17 protein-coding genes are annotated in these 18,756 nt (G+C 74.9%); 5 read left to right on the forward strand and 12 right to left on the reverse strand.

Translation table 11 applies throughout. The features are described 5' to 3' along the window. Positions 1–229: 229 nt before the first annotated feature. Complete coding sequence (locus AB0A69_RS24520) at positions 230–1,357, reverse strand: DUF2786 domain-containing protein (RefSeq protein WP_361425850.1); 1,128 nt, start codon at positions 1,355–1,357, stop codon at positions 230–232. Positions 1,358–1,502: 145 nt separating this feature from the next. Further along, positions 1,503–2,078 carry a WHG domain-containing protein gene (locus AB0A69_RS24525; RefSeq protein WP_361425853.1) on the reverse strand — a complete coding sequence of 192 codons (576 nt, stop codon included), beginning with the start codon at positions 2,076–2,078 and terminating at the stop codon, positions 1,503–1,505. An 83-nt stretch (positions 2,079–2,161) separates the two neighbouring features. Between AB0A69_RS24525 and AB0A69_RS24530 the strand changes: the two genes are divergently transcribed. Next, positions 2,162–3,847: a bifunctional 3'-5' exonuclease/DNA polymerase gene (locus AB0A69_RS24530; protein WP_361425856.1), complete on the forward strand. Its 1,686-nt coding sequence runs from the start codon at positions 2,162–2,164 to the stop codon at positions 3,845–3,847. 119 nt (positions 3,848–3,966) lie between these two features. On the opposite strand, the gene AB0A69_RS24535 is transcribed toward AB0A69_RS24530, so the two are convergent. Then, positions 3,967–4,353, reverse strand: coding sequence for a rodlin (locus AB0A69_RS24535; RefSeq protein WP_361425859.1), 387 nt, complete (start codon positions 4,351–4,353; stop codon positions 3,967–3,969). A gap of 160 nt (positions 4,354–4,513) precedes the next feature. After that, the gene (locus AB0A69_RS24540; RefSeq protein WP_361425862.1) at positions 4,514–4,900 is read right to left on the reverse strand and encodes a rodlin; all 387 of its coding nucleotides are present in this window, start codon (positions 4,898–4,900) and stop codon (positions 4,514–4,516) included. A gap of 176 nt (positions 4,901–5,076) precedes the next feature. Between AB0A69_RS24540 and AB0A69_RS24545 the strand changes: the two genes are divergently transcribed. From AB0A69_RS24545 to AB0A69_RS24560, 4 genes are all read left to right on the forward strand, one after another. Next, the gene (locus tag AB0A69_RS24545; RefSeq protein ID WP_361425865.1) at positions 5,077–5,457 is read left to right on the forward strand and encodes a DUF6479 family protein; all 381 of its coding nucleotides are present in this window, start codon (positions 5,077–5,079) and stop codon (positions 5,455–5,457) included. Between the two features lie 84 nt (positions 5,458–5,541). After that, positions 5,542–6,927 (forward strand): cytochrome P450, encoded by a 1,386-nt coding sequence (locus AB0A69_RS24550; RefSeq protein ID WP_361425868.1) that lies wholly within the window; start codon positions 5,542–5,544, stop codon positions 6,925–6,927. 417 nt (positions 6,928–7,344) lie between these two features. Beyond that, on the forward strand, positions 7,345–7,605 hold the full coding sequence (locus AB0A69_RS24555) for a chaplin (protein WP_361425871.1): 261 nt from the start codon (positions 7,345–7,347) through the stop codon (positions 7,603–7,605). A 239-nt stretch (positions 7,606–7,844) separates the two neighbouring features. After that, positions 7,845–9,053, forward strand: a complete 1,209-nt coding sequence (locus AB0A69_RS24560; protein WP_361425874.1) for a glycosyl hydrolase — start codon at positions 7,845–7,847, stop codon at positions 9,051–9,053. 5 nt (positions 9,054–9,058) lie between these two features. Here the strand turns inward: AB0A69_RS24560 and AB0A69_RS24565 are convergent, their stop codons facing one another. From AB0A69_RS24565 to AB0A69_RS24600, 8 genes are read right to left on the reverse strand one after another with little or no spacing between them, the layout of a single operon-like run. After that, a complete protein-coding gene (locus AB0A69_RS24565) occupies positions 9,059–10,141 on the reverse strand; it encodes a GNAT family N-acetyltransferase (RefSeq protein WP_361425877.1) in 1,083 nt (360 codons plus the stop codon). Continuing rightward, positions 10,138–10,848, reverse strand: a complete 711-nt coding sequence (locus tag AB0A69_RS24570) for a lipopolysaccharide biosynthesis protein (protein ID WP_361425880.1) — start codon at positions 10,846–10,848, stop codon at positions 10,138–10,140. Before AB0A69_RS24570 ends, AB0A69_RS24565 begins: the two co-directional genes overlap by 4 nt. Before the next feature lie 3 nt (positions 10,849–10,851). Then, positions 10,852–11,967, reverse strand: coding sequence for a glycosyltransferase (locus AB0A69_RS24575; RefSeq protein ID WP_361425883.1), 1,116 nt, complete (start codon positions 11,965–11,967; stop codon positions 10,852–10,854). Then, positions 11,964–12,737, reverse strand: a complete 774-nt coding sequence (locus AB0A69_RS24580) for a polysaccharide deacetylase family protein (RefSeq protein ID WP_361425886.1) — start codon at positions 12,735–12,737, stop codon at positions 11,964–11,966. Before AB0A69_RS24580 ends, AB0A69_RS24575 begins: the two co-directional genes overlap by 4 nt. Continuing rightward, positions 12,664–14,409, reverse strand: coding sequence for a lipid II flippase MurJ (locus AB0A69_RS24585; RefSeq protein ID WP_361425889.1), 1,746 nt, complete (start codon positions 14,407–14,409; stop codon positions 12,664–12,666). Before AB0A69_RS24585 ends, AB0A69_RS24580 begins: the two co-directional genes overlap by 74 nt. Further along, entirely contained in the window at positions 14,402–15,718 is a 1,317-nt protein-coding gene (locus AB0A69_RS24590; RefSeq protein WP_361425892.1) for an O-antigen ligase family protein, read from the reverse strand. Before AB0A69_RS24590 ends, AB0A69_RS24585 begins: the two co-directional genes overlap by 8 nt. Beyond that, positions 15,718–17,160 carry an exopolysaccharide biosynthesis polyprenyl glycosylphosphotransferase gene (locus tag AB0A69_RS24595; RefSeq protein WP_361425895.1) on the reverse strand — a complete coding sequence of 481 codons (1,443 nt, stop codon included), beginning with the start codon at positions 17,158–17,160 and terminating at the stop codon, positions 15,718–15,720. The genes AB0A69_RS24590 and AB0A69_RS24595 overlap by 1 nt, the downstream gene beginning before the upstream one ends. Further along, entirely contained in the window at positions 17,157–18,407 is a 1,251-nt protein-coding gene (locus AB0A69_RS24600; protein WP_361425898.1) for a glycosyltransferase, read from the reverse strand. Before AB0A69_RS24600 ends, AB0A69_RS24595 begins: the two co-directional genes overlap by 4 nt. Positions 18,408–18,756: the final 349 nt, after the last annotated feature.

Genomic DNA, 18,756 nt, shown 5'->3' on the forward strand with positions numbered 1-18,756 from the left:
GGGTGGTCGGACGTCAAACGACTGAACTCGCGCGAAGCGCGGTGAACGAGAGTCCGACCACCCCCCACCGGAACCCCCGGCACCCGCCCGGAGCCCACCGGCCCGAGCCACCACGCCAGGCAGAGCCCCACCGGACGCGGGCCACCACACCCCAGGCAGAGCCCCACCGGACGCAAGCCACCACACCAGGCGAAGCCCCACCGGCACGAACGCCAAACCCCAGGCACGCCTAGCGGGGCAGCGCGCCTCCCGGAGGGTCGGTCCGGGCCCGGTCGGCCGCGTCGCGGCCGTGCTCCCAGCCCGCCGCGTCCACCGCGCCGCGCACGCGCGTGGTCGTCGTCGCCGGGAACATCCGGTCCGTCTGCGCCGTCACCGCCACGTCCCGCGCGGCCAGGACCGGCAGCAGCGTCGGTTCGCCGGCGGCGACGCGGCGCGACGTGACCGCCAGCCGGTCGCCTATCCGCTGCGCGTACGCCAGCAGGAACGCCTGCCGGAACGTCTTCGTCCGCTTCCGTCCGCCCGCCCTCTGCCCGGCCTCCGCCTTCGTCATCGCGCCCGTGCCCTGCACCAGCAGCGAGGTGTAGAGGAGCTCGACGACCTCCAGGTCCGGTTCGTAGCCGACGACCGTCGAGAAGCCGAAGGCCTCGTTCCACACGGCCCGGCAGTGGTTCGCCGCCGCGACGGCGTCCAGCAGGATCGCCTTCGCGGTCTCGTACGGCGCGTCGACGCCGATCCGTATCGCGGCGGGCGCGTCCGCGCTGTGCGTGCGCGCCGCGAGCGCCGCCTCGTCGAGGCTGTGGCGCGCCATCAGCTCCTGCGCCTTCGCGGTGAACGCCTCCGCCTCCTCCGGGTACCCCGTCGCCTCCGCCTTGGCGAGCAGCGCCCGGATCCGGGCGAGCATGCGCGGCTCGCCGTGCACCGGGACCGTGTGCGGCACGGCGGCGCCCGGCGCGGGGCCGACCGGCTCGATCGCGGGCAGCCGGGCCAGCAGCCGGTACAGCTCCAGCACGGCCGTGGCGTACGAGAAGCGGTCGGCGCGCCACGCGGGGCCGGCGGGCAGCTCGGCGAGCTGCGCGGCCCACCGGGGCGGTGGCTCGGCGTACGCCCGTGCCTCGGCGGCGATCAGCTCCGACACCAGCCGCACGTGGTGCTCGTCGAGATCACGCCGCACCAGCCGGACGACGTCGGCGGGCTGCCAGCCGCGCTGCCAGGCCCGGCGTACGAACTCCTCGCCGCGCCGCGCCAGCTCCGCGTCGGCGGCGGGCTCGGCGGCGAGCAGGGACGCGCCGGTGTCGAGGGCCGCGTCACCCTCGGCGTACAGGGCGGCGGCCAGCGCCTTGTCGACCGCGGTGCTCATGGCCGCCGCTCACCGACGGCCCGGCTCACCCGCGCCCATCCGCCCATGTGCCCCACCGACATCGACGTGCCTCCTCACCAGCCGCTTCACCACCAGCCGCTTCACCACCGGACACCATGGTGGCAGCCACCACTGACAACCGCCGTCAGGCCGCGGGCGCCGGCCAGCGGGACAGCACCGCGTCCAGCGCGTCGACCGCGCGCCGCCAGGACGCGTCGACGTCGCGCGGGTGGGCGAAGCCCGACGCCGCCTCGATGCCGGCCCAGCCGTGGAAGGTGCTGCGCAGCAGCCGGACCGCGTCCGTGAGGTCCGGCTCGGTCAGCCCGTAGCCGCTCAGCACGGCGGTCGTGGTCTCGATGGAGCGCAGGTGGCCGGGCGACTCGGCGAGCACCGCCGGGTCCAGCCGCAGCTGGTACGCCGCGTACCGCCCGGGGTGCTCCAGGGCGAAGGCCCGGTACGCGTCGGCGAAGGCCCGCAGCGCGTCGCCGCCCGCGCGGCCGGCCACCGCGGCCGTGAGACGGTCGGCGAACTCGCGTGCGGCGAGGACCGCGACCCGCGTGCGCAGGTCGGCGAGGCTCTTGACGTGCGAGTACAGGCTCGCGTCCTTGACTCCGAAGCTCCGCGCCAGGGCCGACACGGTGACCTTGTCCAGGCCCACCTCGTCCGCCAGATCCGCCGCCGCCCGCGTCAGCCGGTCGGCCGTCAGCCCGGCACGCGCCATGAGTCACCCTTCGTCCGTCCCGGAATTCCGCGCCACCTTACCGGCACCCGGGATTGTCAGTGCCGGGTGCGAGACTCGCCGGTGTGAACGAACGCTGGCTCGTCGACGGCACCGAGGGCGGCGGGGCGCGGCTCGCCCCCCTCGGGCGCGACGGCCTGCCCGCCGGGCCCGTGCTGACCGAGCCGGACCTCGTCGAGGCGGTGCGCTCGCGCCCGCACGCCGGCCGCTGGGTGTGGCGCTCCACGGCCGCGCTCCACCCCCGGCTGCTGGCCGCCGGCGTCCGGGTGGAGCGGTGTTACGACATCGAGGCCGCCGAGCAGCTGCTGCTCGGCCACGAGGGGCGCCTCGGCGAGCCGCGCTCCGCGGCCGCGGCGTGGGCGCGGCTGCACGGCCTGCCCGTACCGTCCGATCCGCCGCCGAGGGCCGCCGAGCCCGGGTCGCAGGCGCCGCTGTTCGAGCCGCGGCCGCCGGCGCTCCCCTTCGAGGCCCTGCTGGAGGTGTACGCGGACCAGGGGCGAAGACACGAGGCCGCCGAGCACCCGGGCCGGATGCGGTTGCTGACCGCGGCCGAGTCGGCGGGGTGGCTGGTGGCCGCGGAGATGCCCCGGGCCGGCCTGCCGTGGCGGGCCGACGTGCACCGGGCGCTGCTGCGTGAGCTCCTGGGCGAGCGGTACGCGGGCGGGGGCGAGCCGCGCCGGCTGGCGGAGCTCGCGGACGAGGTGTCGGCGGCCTTCGGGCGCCGGGTGCGCCCGGACCTGCCCGCCGAGGTGGTCAGGGCGTTCGCGGAAGCGGGGGTCAAGGTGCGTTCGACGCGCCGCTGGGAGCTCGCGAAGCTCGACCACCCGGCGGTCGAGCCGCTCCTCGCGTACAAGAAGCTGTACCGGATCTGGACGGCCCACGGCTGGGGCTGGCTCCAGGACTGGGTGCACGACGGCCGCTTCCGTCCGGAGTACGTACCGGGCGGCACGGTCAGCGGCCGCTGGACGACCAACGGCGGCGGGGCGCTCCAGATCCCCCGGGTGATCCGCCGCGCGGTCGTCGCCGACGAGGGGTGGCGGCTGGTGGTGGCGGACGCGGACCAGATGGAGCCCCGCGTGCTGGCGGCCATCTCCCGCGACCCGGGCCTGATGGAGGTGGCGGGCCACGACGACGACCTCTACACGCGCCTGTCCGACCGCGCCTTCTCCGGCGACCGGACGCACGCCAAGCTGGCGCTGCTCGGCGCGATCTACGGACAGACCAGCGGCGACGGCCTGAAGAACCTGGCGGCGCTGCGCCGTCGCTTCCCCCGGGCGGTGGCGTACGTGGACGACGCGGCGAAGGCGGGCGAGGAGGGGCGCCTGGTGCGCACCTGGCTCGGCCGGACGAGCCCCCGCGCGGCGGGCGCGGCCGAGGCGGACGAGGCGGGCCTCCCCCAGGAGGGCACCGAGGAACCACTGTCCGACGGCGAGTTCACCCCGGGTTACGCCTCGGTGAACGCCCGCGCGCGCGGCCGGTTCACCCGGAACTTCGTGGTGCAGGGCAGCGCCGCCGACTGGGCGCTGCTGATGCTCGCCGCGCTGCGCCGGTCGCTGGCGGACATGCGGGCCGAGCTGGTGTTCTTCCAGCACGACGAGGTGATCGTGCACTGCCCGGCCGAGGAGGCCCCGGCGGTCGCCGAAGCGATCCGCGCGGCCGGGGACACGGCCGGGCGGATCGCGTTCGGGGAGACCCCGGTGCGGTTTCCGTTCACGACGGCGACGGTGGAGTGCTACGCCGACGCCAAGTGAGCACCGCGCCCGGACAGACCGGACCGGACCACCGGGACGGAAAAGGGGGGCGGGCCCCGCATCCGTGGATTCGGATGCGGGGCCCGCCCCTGTGGTCACACCGACAGGCTGGGCGCGTCTTAGTCGACGGCGGCGCTGAAGTTCTCGGAGATGACGTTCTCGAGGATGTGCGACAGGGGGGCGTCACCCCTGACCGCCGTGGAGTTCTCCGTGCACTGCTGGTTCTGCTTGTCGCTGAGGATGTCCTGAACACCGATGTTGATCAGGGCCACGATGTTCTGGACGTCCTGGACGGGTACAGCGATGCAGGGCTTGTTGAGCGTCCCCTGAATGAGCCCGATCTGCGGGCTCATGTAGCCACCGGTCTTGGTGTTGCCGTACACCTGCTTCGAGAAGTTGCCGTTCTGCGTGTCCACCCTGTGGTCACCCACCGCGGCGGCCATCGGCGCGGAGGCGCCCAGGACGACCGCGGCCATGCCGGCGGTAGCCAGAACCTTCTTGATCATGGTCCATCCTTCTCGTCGAGAGACCCGCTGCTCGGGTCGTCCTGCCGCGCCCACTCGGGGAGGGCGCCGTGCGGTTACTGAAGTCTTCGTGCGTGCGGCCGTGGTGGCCGCGGAGGGGACCGGCCCGCGCGGACGTCTCGCGGACCGGTGGCCACACGTCTTAGTCGACGGAGGCGGCGCCGTTCTCCGAGAGGACGTTCTCGAGGATGTGCGACAGGGGGGCGTCACCCCTGACCGCCGTGGAGTTCTCCGTGCACTGCTGGTTCTGCTTGTCGCTGAGGATGTCCTGAACACCGATGTTGATCAGGGCCACGATGTTCTGGACGTCCTGGATGGGCACAGCGACGCAGGGCTTGTTGAGCGAGCCCTGAATGAGCCCGATCTGCGGGCTCATGTAGCCGCCGGTGTAGGTGTTGCCGTACGACTGGGTGGCGAAGTTGCCGTTCTGCGTGTCCACCCCGTGGTCGCCCACCGCGGCGGCCATCGGAGCAGAGGCGCCCAGGACGGCCGCGGCGACGCCGGCGGTAGCCAGAACCTTCTTGATCATGGTCCATCCTTCTCGTCGAGAGACCCTGTGCTTGGGTCGTTCTGATCAACAGCCCAGAGCGGTTTCAGTTGCGCGTTGTCACTCGAAGAGCTCAATCAGGAAAAGACGGACTCACCGTTTTTACGACCATAGTTTTGTCTTTGTCTGACTCCGCCCCCAGCGGGTACACATGCGGTATGGACGCTCTCATCACGTACAGCATGGAATTGGCCGAGAGGGACCATCTTGTGGGGATCGGCCCGCTCGTGGCCGGGATCATCCTCGTCGGGTTCCTGATCGGCGCGTTCTGGCTGGGCCGGCGCATCCGGTCGCGGGAGCCCGCCCCTCCCACAGCCGAGGAACAGCCGCACCGGCCGGAGGGCGCGGGCCTGCCGGGTGAGGCCGAGGGCTACCGCAGGCCGGCCGAGCTGTCCGAACGTGAGGACCGGGTGATGCCGTACGAGCTGAGGCACGAGAACACGGAGCCGGACACGTCGCCGCGGACCGAGGACGACCGGAAGTGGCGCGGCGCGCCCAGCGGCGGCTTCGGCAGCGGCGGCCCCACCACGGGCGGCTGAACCCCGCGCCGACCCATCGCCCGCCCCCGTACCGCCGGGGGCGGGCGATCGTTTCGGGGTGGCCCGCACGGGCACCCGGGGGGCATGCCCAGCACGGACCCCGCCAGCGGCCCCGGTACGGACGTCAGGGCGCGCGCGGCGCACACGCCCGCGCGGGCCGGCGGGCGGGACGCCGCCCGGGTCGCCGCGCAGGTGATCGCGCCGGCCCTCACCGCGGGCCGCGCCGCCCGGCACCGCGCCGGGATGGCGCTCGCCGAGCGGTGCGCGGCCGACCGGCGCGCGACCGGGCTCCTCACCGCGCTGCGCGACCGGTACGGCCCCGGCCCGCTGCGGCTCGACCTGGCCGGGCGGCGCCTCGCGGTCGTACTCGACGCCGGGGACGCCCGGCACGTCCTGGACGGCACGCCCGACCCGTACGCCCCGGCCACCCGCCCGACGAGCGCCCTGACGGCGCACTTCCAGCCGCACGGCGTGCTGACCTCGCACGGGACGCGGCGCGACGAGCGGCGCGCGTTCAACGAAGGCGTGCTGGAGTACGGCCAGCAGCTGCACAGCCTGGCTCCGCACTTCGTACGGGCGGTACGGGAGGAAGCCGGGCGGCTGCTCGGCGCGACGACCGCGGGGGACGGCGAGATCGGCTGGAGCGCGTTCCGGGAGGCATGGGACCGCACCGCGCGGCGCGTCGTGCTCGGCGACGCCGCCCGCGACGACACCGACCTCAGCGCGGCGCTGGGGCGGCTGCGCTCCACCCGGGCGCCGACCGGGCTCCGGGACCGTGTCGAGCGCCGGCTGCGCGACCACCTGGACCACGCGGAACCCGGCAGCCTCGCCGTGGAGATCGCGAGGGCGGCGGAAGGCGCGGGCGGCGGGGCCGCGGACCCGGTGGGGCAGGTGCCGCACTGGCTGTCGGCCTTCGATGCGGCGGGCGTCGCGGCGTTCCGCACCCTCGCCGTGCTCGCCACGCACGAGCGGCAGACCGGTCAGATCCGCAACGAAATGGCCGTCACCGACCTCACCGAGCCGCACCTCCTGCCGTACACGCGAGCCTGCGTCCTGGAGTCCGTACGGCTGTGGCCGACCACGCCGTGCCTCGTGCGCGAGTCGGTCCGCGACACCGTCTGGGGCGGGGAGACCCTGCCGCGCGGGACGGAGTTCCTGATCTACGCGCCGCTCTTCCACCGGGACGAGGCCCTGCCGTACTCCGACCGCTTCACGCCGGAGATCTGGCTGGACGGGACCGCGCAGGACACCGAGGCGCTGATGCCGTTCAGCGCGGGCCCCGGCGAGTGCCCCGGCCAGGACCTGGTGCTGCTGGTCGCCTCGACGACGCTCGCCGCGCTGCTGGAGCGCCACACCTACCTGCCGTACCGGCCCGGCCTGCTGCGGCCCGACCGGCCGCTGCCCCACACGCTCGACCACTTCGGCCTGCGCTTCGTGGCACTTCCGCACATTTCGCGCGGGTGGCTGTGACATGATGCGAGAGCCTCGCCACGGCTGTGAACGGAAAGGTCCGGCATGGCTCCTCACTCCGGGAAATGGCAGCGCGTACCCCTCATTCCACAGAGCAGGCAGGCGACGGGGACCGAACCGTCGCCCGTCTATTCCGCGCTGATGCGCGAATGGAGAGCGCAGGGGCGTGCGGTCCCCGGAGTTCCGGACCACGAATGGCAGGCCCTGATCTCCCGCCCCGTCTGGCCCAGTCGTTGAGCCATTCGCCGGGGTGCGGGGTTCGCATTCGAGTGAATCAGTGCGGAAATCAGCCTCAATAACGCCTTTCCGCTTTCACATTCGTTCTGATTTTCGCAGTGGAAGCCGAGCCCCTCATCACGGGCTCGATCGTCACGAAATCCGTGGCATGACTTCCTCCTGCGGAAAGGAAGCCGAACTATGAAGTGCAAGAAGGCTGCGGTAGCCATCGCCGGGCTGGTCATGGCGCTGGGCGCGGCAGCGCCCGCCGCCGCTGACGCCGAGGCCAAGGGTGTCGCCGTCAACAGCCCGGGGATCCTCTCGGGCAATGTCGTCCAGGTGCCGATCCACGTACCGATCAACATCTGCGGCAACACGGTCAACATCGTCGGCCTGCTCAACCCGGCCTTCGGGAACGTCTGCATCAACTCCTCGAAGGACGGCTCCGACAAGGAGAAGTGAGCGCGGCGGGCGTGATGTAGCGCCTCTGCCCCGATCGGTCAGCGAGATCCGAAGCCGGTCCCGGACGCTTGATCCGGGGCCGGCTTCGTGCGTCCGCGGGGCTCCGCTGCCCCAAGCGGGCGATGAATTCCACCAACGGTCTACGGAAAGGCGGACCCGCATTCCCGATCGGCCCCTTGGTCATACTTTTGATCCATCCGACGGACGGCCCCGGTGCCGTGCCGCGCGAAGGAGCAGACATGGCCGATCGGAAAAAGCGGAGAACGCGTACATGGCCGACGGCGCTCGCCGCCGGTCTCCTCGTCTCGGGAGCCTTCGTGACACCTCCGGCCCACGCCGCCGAGCCGCCGGCCCCCTCTCCGGCATCACCGGCCCCGGCGCTGGGCGCGTACCTCCACTACGGCCCGCCGGGGATCCGGCGAATGACGGAGCTGCAGCGGTGGCTCGGCGGCACCGAGCTGAGGGTCGGTCACACCTACCTGCCGGGCGACCTGTGGAGCAACATCGAGGGCCTCCCCGGCTTCCTGCAGCCGTGGGCGGAGTGGCGGCGCGCCCGCGAGGACCGGCTGTTCGTGCTCAACGTCCCCATGCTGCCCCGCAACGAGGACCGCCTGCCGGACCCGGTCGTGCGCCAGATGCTGCGGCTCGGCGCGGCAGGGGCGTTCGACCACCACTTCCGGACGCTCGCCGAGCGGCTCGTACGCCTGGAGGCGCCGGACACCGTCCTCGTCCTGGGGTGGGAGATGAACGGCATCACGTACACGCACCGGTGCGGGCCGGACCCGGAGGCGTGGAAGACGTACTGGCGGCGCATCGTCACCGCCATGCGGGCCGTGCCGGGCCAGCGGTTCCGGTTCGACTTCGCGCCGAGCCGCGGGACGGACGCCATTCCGTGGACCGCGTGCTATCCCGGGGACGACGTCGTCGACATCGTCGGGATGGATTCCTACGACCAGCCGCCGGGCGAGACCTTCGACGAGATGGTGGAGCAGCCTTACGGGCTGCGCCATCACGTGGAATTCGCCGCGGCCCGCGGAAAGCCGATCTCGTACCCCGAGTGGGGCCTGTTCCGCAACGGCGACAATCCCGAGTTCATGCGGCGGATGCTGGAGTGGATCGACCAGCACAAACCGCTGTACCACACCATCACGGACTACTGCCCGCACGGCGTCTGGCAGTGCGACGACAACCCGAAGTCGTCGGAGGTGTTCCGTACGAAGCTGTCGCTGCCCAAGCCACAGCCGAAGCCCGACGAGACCGAGCCCGGGGGCGGGACGACGCCCCCACCGGAGCCGGTGGAGCCCAAGCCGGTGCCCGTCGAACCGGGACCGCCCGTGACACCGGCCCCGCCCCCGTGCCGGGTGATGGACCTCGGCCCGTGGATCCGCCAATGGCTCGGCACCACGCTCTGCGTCCCCGTCGAGTGGGTGCACTTCAGCCGGGCCTGACCCGCTCAGCCCTCGCCGCGCCGCTCGCGCGCCACGTCCGCCGCCCAGCCGCGGACGCCCGCGTACGCCGCCCGCAGCAGCAGGGCGGGGGCCATCCGGCGGCGCGCCAGCAGCAGCCGCTGGTTGCGGACGGGCGCCGGGCGCCACTGGCGCTTGTACGGCTCCGTGCCGCGCAGCAGGCTGAGCGTGGCCCGGCCGTTCGCGCTGCACTCGGTCGCGCAGTTGCGCAGCAGCATCGTCGTCACGTCCACCTTGCCGGCGCGCAGCGCGGGATCGGCCCCGTACAGATAGGCGCCGCACAGGCGCGGCGACATCAGGGTGAGGTCGGCGGCGACCACGTCACCGCCGATGCGGAACTCCGTCACCATGGCGTTGCCCGACTCGACCATCGGCCGCACGGCCCGTTCGAGGTGCTCGGCGAACCGGGCGCTGAGGTGCTCCGCCGTCACCCCGCGCCCCGCCCACTGCCGCCGGTGCAGATGCAGGAGCCGCTGCAGCGCCACCGGTACCTCCGCGGCCGGGACGACACGCTGCTGGACGCCCAGCCTGTCGATCTTGCGCAGCTTGGAACGGGACCGCTGCGCCCGCGCCGACGGGAGGCGCTCGACCAGTCCGTCGATGGTGAGGGCGGGCAGCTCCAGGCAGATGGAGTCGGGCAGTCTCCGCCGCGGGCCGCGCCAGCACGCGTAGACCCGCTCGGCGGCCGCCCCCGCGCGTACCTCCCGCAGGTCCAGCACAGCGGTACGGGCGAGGGCGCCGAGCGCCCGGGCCAGCTCGGGCACGGCCTGCGCGCACGCGTCGTCGACCAGGACGTCCGAGAAGTCGGTGATGGTCCCGCCCAGAGGGGTCAGCACCGGCACCGGGCCGGGCACCAGCCGCAGCGGCGCCGCCGCGACGAGCCGCCCGTCCCGGCGTACCAGGACGAGGCGGAGACGGCCCGGGGTGCCGTACGACACCCACCACGAGTGCAGCCAGGAGTGCGCCTGGAACGGGGTGGCGGCCTCGCACCGCCGGTACAGGTCCGCCCACTCGCCCGCGAGCCGGCCGAACTCCTCGCCGTCCCGGCAGACGGTCGTCTCCCAGCTCATACCGCCTCCGGCCGCGTGGCGGCCGACGGATGCGGCGCCGGCGGCGGCACCGGGCCGGGCAAAGCCGGGTGCCGGTCGTGCCCGGCCCCTCGGCCCCCGCGCGGCCGGGCCAGCAGCGCCAGCCCGCCCAGCAGCCCGCCCGCGCAGCCGCCGACGAGCGCGGCGAGCGGCGCGGACGGCGACACCGGGCTCGTCGGCCGGGCCGCCCGGGTGAACTGCAGCACCTTCACGCCGGTGCTCTCCTCGGTGTGGCCGCCCTTCCGTACGAGGGCCCTGGCCACGCTGTCGGCCAGGGCGGCCGCGGTCGCCGGGTCCGCCGCCCGTCCCGTGAGCGAGATCATCGGCGCGTCGGGCGAGGTCGCCGCCTGGACGCTCGCGCGCAGGGTGCCCGCCGTCACGCCCGCCTCCACCTGGGCGTCGCCGGCGACCGCGATGTCGGCGGCGACCCGCCCGTACGCCTGCGCGAGCCCCATCGCCCCGGCCGGGTCGGACCCCTCGGCCGCCACGACGACGACATGGCTGGTCGCCGCGTACTCCGGGGTCTTCAACAGGCCGTACGCGCCACCGCAGGCGATGCCGAGCAGCACGGCCGCGGGAACGAACCACCAACGGCTGCGGGCCTTCGCCACGGTGCTCCTCGGTACGGTGCTCCTCAGTCTGGTCAGCCAGCCGATCACCCGGCGTACGGCAAGGGAATGAGGGGTCATCGTTCACTCACTTCGCGATAGTTCGTCGTACAGGGACAGCAGCCGCCGCGCGGTATGCGCGATGTCGTAGCGGCGTACGGCGGCGGGCACGGGGAACCGCTCCCCAGGCGGTGAGTCGAGCGCGGCGACCACCTCGGCGACCGACCCGCCGATCCGCCGCGCCCCCGGCGCCTCGCCGGGCGGCAGGCCGTCCAGCGCGGGGCACGCCACGTACCGCACGGGCAGCCCGGCGGCCAGCGCCTCGACGCACGCGAGCCCGAAGGCCTCGTCCGCCGACGCCGACACGAAGACGTCCATCGCCGACAGCAGCTCCGGCAGCCCGCGGGACACCGCCCCCGCCCAGACCACCCGCTCCGCGACCCCGCACTCCCCGGCCAGCCGCTCCAGCGCCGCCCGCTGCTCCCCTTCGCCGACCAGCAGCAGCCGGGCCTCCGGCGGCAGGTCGGCCAGTGCGCGGATCAGCGTGTCGAACCGCTTGCCCGGCACCAGGCGGCCCACCCCGCCGACGACGTACGCGTCCGGCGCCAGGCCCAGCCGCCGCCGCGCCGCCCGCCGCGCGCGCGGGTCGAAGGCGAAGCGGGCGGCGTCGATGCCGTTCGGCACGGTCCGCACGCGGGCGGGGGGCACGCCCCACGCGGCCAGACGCCGCGCGACCGCGTCGGAGACGGCGACCGTCGCCGTGCCGAGCCGCTCGCCGGCCAGGTACAGGGCCCGGGCGCCGGCGCTGAGCGGCCGCCCCTCGATCTGGTCCGCGCCCAGCGAGTGCTCGGTGGCGACGACCGTGCGCACCCCGGCCAGCCGGGCGGCGATCCGCCCGTACAGGCACGCCCGGTACAGGTGCGTGTGGACGACGTCGTACCCGCCGTGCCGGATCAGCCGGGCGAGGCGCGGCAGAGCGGTCAGGTCGCGGTTGCCGCGCATGCCGAGGTGCGCGACGGGGAAGCCGTCGGCGCGCAGGGCGTCGGCGACCGGGCCCGGGTTGGTGAGCGTGACGACACGGCTGGTGGCGGCGTGGCGCATGTGCGGGAGCAGCAGGCGCAGTTGCTGCTCGGCGCCGCCGATGCCGAGGCCGGTGATGACGTGGAGGACCTTGAGGGGCCGGGTGACGGGGCCGGTCACGGCACCGGGACCGGGTCCGCGAGGGCGGTGAGCTCCGCGAGGTCCACCGCGGCGCGCCGTACCGCGTGCAGGCGGCGCTTGGCGTGCAGCCGCCAGCCGCCGTCCCGCTCCCCGATGTGCACCCGGGGCAGCGCGAGCACGCCGGCCGGCTCCGCCGGCGGGTCGATGGCGCAGCCGTACGCGTACCCCGCCTCCCGTACGGCCGCCGCCACGCGGACGTCGAGGTGGCCGTACGGGTAGCAGAAGCCCTCCGGGGCCCTGCCCGTGATCGTACGGAGCAGCTCCCTGCTGCCGGCGACCTCCTCGCGTACGACGGCGTCGCGGGCGGACGTCAGCGAGACGTGCCGCAGCCCGTGCGAGGCGACCTCCATTCCGGCGGCGGCGCAGCGGCGGATGCCCGCCTCGGTGAGCAGCGGCTTGCGCGGGCCGCGCGGGTCCCAGGCGTTGTCGCCGCCGAGCCGCCCCGGAAGGACGAAGACGGTGGCCGTGCAGTCGTGGCGGCGCAGGATCGGGACGGCGTGCTCCAGGAAATCGGCGTACCCGTCGTCGAAGGTGAGGCCGACCAGGCCCCGCGTGTCACCGTGCCGGGCGGCGTACAGCAGCAGTTGCCGTACGCCGACGCCGCGCAGGCCGCGGTCGCGCAGCCAGCGCAGCTGGCGGTCGAGGCGGGCCGGGGAGACGGTGACCTGGTACGGGTCATCGGTGGTGTCGTCGATGGAGTGGTACATCGCGATCCACGGGCGTGGGTTCCGGGGGTTCCGAGGGGGCATGGGCGGGCCTCCGCGCAGCGGTACGGACGGTTCGGGTCAGGGAGCGGATCAGGGACGGGACCACCGGCGCACGCAGCAGGCGGGCGGCGGCGAGGAAGACGGCGGTGACGGCGACGAGCGCCAGCGGGGCCGCCAGGAGCGGCGGGCCGGCCGCGCAGGACCACCCCGCCGCGGTGGCGACGGCGGCGGCCGCGGTGAGCCTGCCGAGGCCCCGCACGAGGCGGGCGGTGTCGAGCGGGATGCTCTGCCTGCGGACCCCGAGCAGGAGGAGGGCGGCGGAGAGCGTGATGCCGAGGGCGTTGCCGGCGGCGATGCCCGCCGCGCCCCAGGGGCCGACGAGGACGAGCCCGGCGGCGGCGGTCACGGTGACGCCGCCGGTCATGACGACGGCCGGGTACCAGAGGGGCGCGGAGGCGGAGAAGTAGCAGCGGACCAGCGCGCTCACGAGGGTGTGGCCGAGCAGCCCGAGCGCGTACACCCGCATGACGGCGGCGGTGGCGGCGGTGTCCGCGTGGTCGAACGCACCGCGCTGGAAGAGCAGTTCCACGATCTGCGGGGCGGCGGCGATGACGGTCGCGGCCCCGCCGAGCACGATGACGCCCGCGAGCAGCAGGTCGTGCTCGGCCCGGCGGCGCGCGGTGCCGGTGTCGCCCGCCGCCATCGCGCGCGCCACGACGGGGAAGGTGACGGTCGACATCATCAGTGAGAGGACCATCGGCAACTGCGCGACCTTCTGCGCGTAGTTGAGGTGCGAGATCGCCCCGGCGGGCAGGGGCGCGGCGAGGAACCGCTCGACCAGGACCTGCGACTGGCGGGTCACCGCGAAGACGATCACGGGCGCGAGCAGCGCGACGACGAGCCCGCCGGCGCGCGCACCGGTCGTACGGCCGGAGGAAGCGGTTCGTCCGCTCGCCTTCCCCCACAACTGCCGCCACAGCGACGGCCCCTGGACCAGCACCATCAGCGCCCCGCCCGCCGCGACGCCGAACGCCGCCGCGCGCACCCCCCACCGGGCGCCGAGCAGCACGACCGCCGTGATGATGCCGGCGTTGTACGCGACGTTGATCGCGGCCGGCGGCAGGAACCGCCCGTGGGCGCGCAGGGCCGCGCTGCAGTACCCGGCCAGCGTGAAGGTGAGCACGCACGTCGCCGTGAGCCGCGTGCAGTCGACCGCGAGCGCCTGCTGCGGCAGCCCGGGGGCCAGTACGGGTACGAGCCAGGGCGCCGCCAGCACCGTGAGCCCGGCGGCCACGCCCATGCCGAGGACCGCCTTCGGCAGGGTGGCCCGGACCAGCGCGCGTACCGGATCGGTGTCCTGCCCGAGGGCGCGCCGGGCCAGGGCGCCGCTGAAGGCCGGCACCAGGATGAGCGCCATCGCGTCCTCGATGAGCAGCGTGGCGGCGAACTCCGGCACCGTCCACGCGACGAGGAACGCGTCCGTGTCCGTACCGGCCCCGAAGGTGTGCGCGAGCAGCTGGTCCCGGACCAGCCCGAAGACCGCGCCCGCCGCCGTCAGCACGGCCGTGAGCAGCGCCGCGCGGGCGAGCAGGCGGTTCGACGGCCGCCACGCGGCGGGGTCCGCGGGCCCGGCCTCGGTCTCGGGCCCGGCCTCGGTCTCGGGCCCGGACCCGGCGAGCGCGACGGCCTGGGGGCGCGGTGCGTCGTCAGCCACGCGCCACCACCGCCCCGCCGGCCGCCCCGCCGACGGCCCCGCCGACCGCCCCGCCGGCTTCCTGGAAGGGCCTCAGCGCCCACCGGGCGGCGAGCCCCAGCGCCACCGCCGTCAGGACCGTCGACGGCCCGCCGATGTCGGCGTACGCGAAGTCGACGAGCTGCCAGACCAGCAGCCCGACCGCGACCGACCGGCAGTCGGCGGCCCCGGCCGGCGCGGCGCTCCTCCGCAGCGCGCACACCAGCAGCGCCAGCCAGCTCCCCACCACGGTCACCACGCCCAGCAGCCCCTGCTCGGCGAGGACGAGCAGGTACATATTGTGCGGCGACAGCAGCGGCTGCCGGATGAAGCCCTGGCCCGCACCCGCGGTGTCGCTCCCCGACGAGAGCGCGAGGGAGGCATGGCCGTCGCGGTACTGCGGGAAGCCTTTCAGCCCCACCCCCGTGACCGGCTCGTCGCGCCACATCGAGGCCGCCGCCGCCCACAGGGCGTACCGGTCGGTGACGGACTGGTCCGGCGCCGCCGCGACCTGCGAGACGCTCGCCACCCGCTCCTCCAGCATCCGCGACCCGACGCCGAACCCCGCGACCAGGACCACGCCCAGCGCCGCCGCCGCGAGCCCGATCCGCACGGCCCTGCGTACGCCGGCCAGGGCCAGCTGCAGCCCGCAGGCGAGTACGGTCGCGATCCACGCGCCCCGGCTGAACGACACCGCGAGCGGCACCACCAGCAGCCCGCAGCAGACCCCCGCGGCGACGCGCGCCCGGCGGTCCGGCGCCCCGAGCGCGATGCCGAGCGCGACCACCAGCCCGTACGCGACGACCGTCGCCATGCCCATCACGTCCGCGGGCCCGAAGGTCCCCACCGCCCGTACGTCCTCGCCCTGGTACGAGGCGCCGGTGCCGGTCGCGTACTGGACGACGCCGACCGCGCCCTCCACGAGCGCGAGCCCGACCATCGCCCAGCCGACGAGCGCGAAGTCCCGGCGGTCGCGTACGAGCAGCACCACGGCCGCCGGTACGAGCACGAAGACCTGGAGGTAGCGGACGACGCCGGGCAGCGCACCGGCCGGGTCGTGGGCCGTGACGGCCGCCGCGCACACGCCCACCACGGGCAGCCCGAGGACGACGGCCGCCACCCGGTCCAGCGGCCGCGCCCGGGCGCGTACGACGCGGACGAGGCAGAAGACGACGAGGACGGCGGACGCCAGGTCGGCGAGCGTGCCCCCCTCGCGGGCGCCGGGGGGAACGACGAGCAGCGCGACGACGGCCGGCAGCGGCACGAGCGGTGCCCACCCGGGTACCGGCATCAGCTGCCCGCCGGGCGGATCAGGGAGGCCGCCGTGCGCAGCAGGATGCACACGTCCTGCCAGAGGGACCAGTGGTCGATGTAGTGGTTGTCGAAGCGGCACCGGTCCTCGATGGAGGTGTCCCCGCGCAGCCCGTGCACCTGGGCGAGGCCGGTCAGCCCCACGGGCATCCGGTGGCGTGCCGCGTAACCGGGGTGGGCGCGGCTGAACTCGGCGACGAAGTACGGCCGCTCGGGGCGCGGGCCCACCAGGCTCATGTCGCCGCGCAGGACGTTCCACAGCTGCGGCAGCTCGTCGAGCGAGGTGCGGCGCAGGAAGGCGCCGACGGCGCTCATCCGCTCGTCGTCGGCGACGCTCCAGCGGGTGGCGGCCTCGATCTCGTCGGCCGGGCGGAGGGTGCGGAACTTCAGCAGCGTGAACAGCCGGCCGTCCTTGCCGACCCGCTCCTGGCGGAAGAGGACCCCGGGCCCGTCAGAGACCCGGATGGCGGCGGCGCACAGCAGCAGGAGCGGCGCCAGGACGAGCAGCATCGGCGCGGCGACGGACACGTCCAGGAGCCGCTTGGCGAGCGGCGCGCGGCGGTCGTGCGGCACGTCGAGGCGGCGGCAGGCGAAGCCCCACAGGTGCCGGTTCATCGCGGTGTCGCGGCCGCGGTCGGCCGCGACCTGCCAGCTGGCGCAGCCGTACCGGCTGAAGAGCGCGACGAGTTCGGCCGCCGGGCCGGTGAAGACGGCGTCGCCGACACCGTTCTGGATGACGGCCCGGTGGATCTCCTCGGTCGTGGTGAGCTCCGGGAGCGGCGACGGCTCGTGCTGCGCACCGTCGGCACCGCCGACGATGCCGGCGGTGGCGACGATGCCGACCGGCCGGATGCCGTACTCCGGGTGCCGGGCCAGCGTGCCCGCGAGGCGCCGCGCGGCCGCGGCGGGCCCGACGACGAGCACGGAGCGCGGGTGGGCGCGCGCGGCGCGGCGCCGCCGGTGGTGGAGGGCGGCGCGGCAGCCGGTCACGCACGCCAGGTGCAGGGCGTACGCCGACGTCAGCGCCGCCGGCCCGAGGGCGCGGTCCGGCGCCTGCGCGGCGAGCAGCGCGGCGGCCGTGCACCACGCGACGGCGGCGCGCGCGGCGAGGGCGGGCAGTTCGTCGAGTACGGAGGGGACGGGGGCCAAGGCGGCGGACCGGTACAGCCCGGCGTGCGCGTTGAGCGCCGCCACGCCGACGGTGAGCTGCATCAGGAGGGCGGAGTCGCGCTGCTCGGCGGTGAGCAGCAGGGCGCCCAGCAGGACGGCGACGCAGTCCACGGCGACCAGCGACGCCGTGAACGGCGGCTCGGCGCGGAGCCGCCGGGGCGGCCCGCCGACGGGTACGCGGTCGGCCGCCGCCCGGGGCGGCCCGACGGTGACGGGGGCGGCGGATCGGGTGCTCTCGGTCTCCGCGGTCACCGAGCGACCGGCTCTCGGAGCACGGGCGGGCGGCGCCGCGCGGTCACCTCGTCGTACACGTCCGCGAGGGCGGCCCCGACGCGGTGCACGTCGAAGGCGTCGCGTACGTGGTGCTGGGCCCGGCGGGCCAGGGTCCGGCGCAGGAGCGGCCGCTGGAGGAGCCTGATCAGGGCGGCGGCCAGCGCGGCGGGGTCGTCCGGCGGGACGAGGCAGTGCGCCTCCTGGCCGGGCGGCAGGCTCTCGCGGGCGCCGTCGACGTCGGTGAGGAGGACGGGGCGCCCGCTCGCCATGGCCTCCAGCGGCGCGAGGGCCATGCCCTCCCAGCGGGACGGCAGGACGACGAGGTCGGCGGCGCGGTACCAGGGCGCCGGGTCGTCGACGGCTCCGGCGAAGGTGACCCCGGGCGGCGCGGCGGCGCGCAGCGCGGCCCCGGACGGGCCGTCACCGACGAGGGCGAGGTGGGCGCGGGGGACGTGTTCGACCACCGTCCGCCAGGCCTGGAGCAGCGCGTCCTGCCCCTTCTGCCGGCAGAGCCGCCCCACGCACACGACGAGCGGCGACGCCGTGACGGGTGGCGGCACGTCCCCCTGCCGCGAACCGCCGCCCCGCGTGGCGTCGCCGCGCACACCACCGTCCCACGCACCACCGTCACTTGGGCTGAATCGATCCTCCACGTCGGCGTTGTCGGCACACGCGGGCGTGCCGGCGCCGCCGGCGAACCTCGCCACGTCGACGCCGTTGCGGACCACGCACCACGACGCGCGGACCCCGGCCCGGACGCCCCGCTCCCGCTCCGCCTCGCTCACGCAGACGACGCGGTCGGTCCACCGGGCGGCCGCCCACCGCTCCCAGTGCCGGGCGAGGGCACCCGTCAGTCCGCCGACCGCCTCGAAGGACCAGGCGTGCGGCTGGTGAACGGTGGGGACGCGGCCGCGTACGGCGAGCCGGGCCGCGAGCCCCGCCTTCGCGCTGTGCGCGTGCACCAGGTCCGGCCGTACGAGCTCGACGATCTCCGCGACGCGGCGGCATTCGGCGGGCAGCCGCCACCCCGGGTCCCGGCCCGCGCGCCAGGGGTGCACCTCGCCGCCCGCGGCGCGTACCCCCACCGCCAGCGGCCCGTCGGGCGGGCACGCCACGGCCACCCGCATTCCCCGGGCCACTTGCGCGCCGACCACGTCGGTGACCACCCGGGCCACGCCACCGTCGCCGGGCTGGACAACATGCAGTGCGGTGAAAGGAAGACGCACCCGTGACCCTTTCTACGAAGCCTTTGACGAATCGGGTGGCAGTGAGGGGGTCGGCGCTGTCGAAGCGCGCGCGAATTTCGCGGAATCGGCGAGCTACTCCGCTGCACCATGCCAAAGCGCGCCGAATATGGAGGATCCGGGAAGGATTCGAGCAAGAACGTTATAACTCAACAACCGGACTGGCGAAGGACGTGAAACACGGTCACCCCAACGTCCGACTTTTCAGGTGCTTTTCACCCCGCGCGGCGTGCCGCGTCACCCGCGTGCCGGTCCGACGGTTCACCCGTTCGGTAGCGCAACCGGGGAAATGGTGAGGCGTTGTTGATGTAGCCGGGCACGTCGACCCGCA

Origin of the sequence: Streptomyces sp. NPDC045431 (assembly GCF_040646655.1) — a bacterium.
Taxonomy (GTDB): domain Bacteria; phylum Actinomycetota; class Actinomycetes; order Streptomycetales; family Streptomycetaceae; genus Streptomyces.